The sequence below is a fragment of the Bradyrhizobium sp. SRL28 genome (assembly GCF_018596315.1).
In the GTDB taxonomy this organism is placed as follows: Bacteria; Pseudomonadota; Alphaproteobacteria; order Rhizobiales; family Xanthobacteraceae; genus Bradyrhizobium.
In genome coordinates, this window is the sequence record NZ_JAHEAG010000258.1 from 1 (window position 1) to 309 (window position 309).

General features: G+C 57.3%; 1 protein-coding gene. It reads right to left on the reverse strand.

Translation table 11 applies throughout. The features are described 5' to 3' along the window. Positions 1-204 (reverse strand): transposase (locus KIP88_RS46245; RefSeq protein ID WP_214494690.1); only part of this gene is annotated, 204 nt, incomplete at its 3' end. Between the last annotated feature and the right edge of the window lie 105 nt (positions 205-309).

Consider the following 309-nt stretch of genomic DNA (forward strand, 5'->3'; position numbering starts at 1 on the left):
CAACGACTGATGTTGCGCTGCTGTCCGATCAGGAGCCGTGATCGCCGCCATCGGCTCGACACTCTTGCGATCGCAAGGCATCATCAGACCGGTGCAGTAATCGCGAAGTGGCTTGGCTCGGTCCGCATGCCCGATCACGCTCGTAAGACCCTCAACATACGCCGAAAACCGCGACGCCACGTCCCCCGATTTTGCCAGACCCATCTCAGCCTCTCCGCATGCTGAAAATTGAGTCTTTTCAAATATATGATTCTTCTCGGCAAAGGCCGCGACACTCTGATCCCGGTAGGGACGCTCATTGCTGAGCGC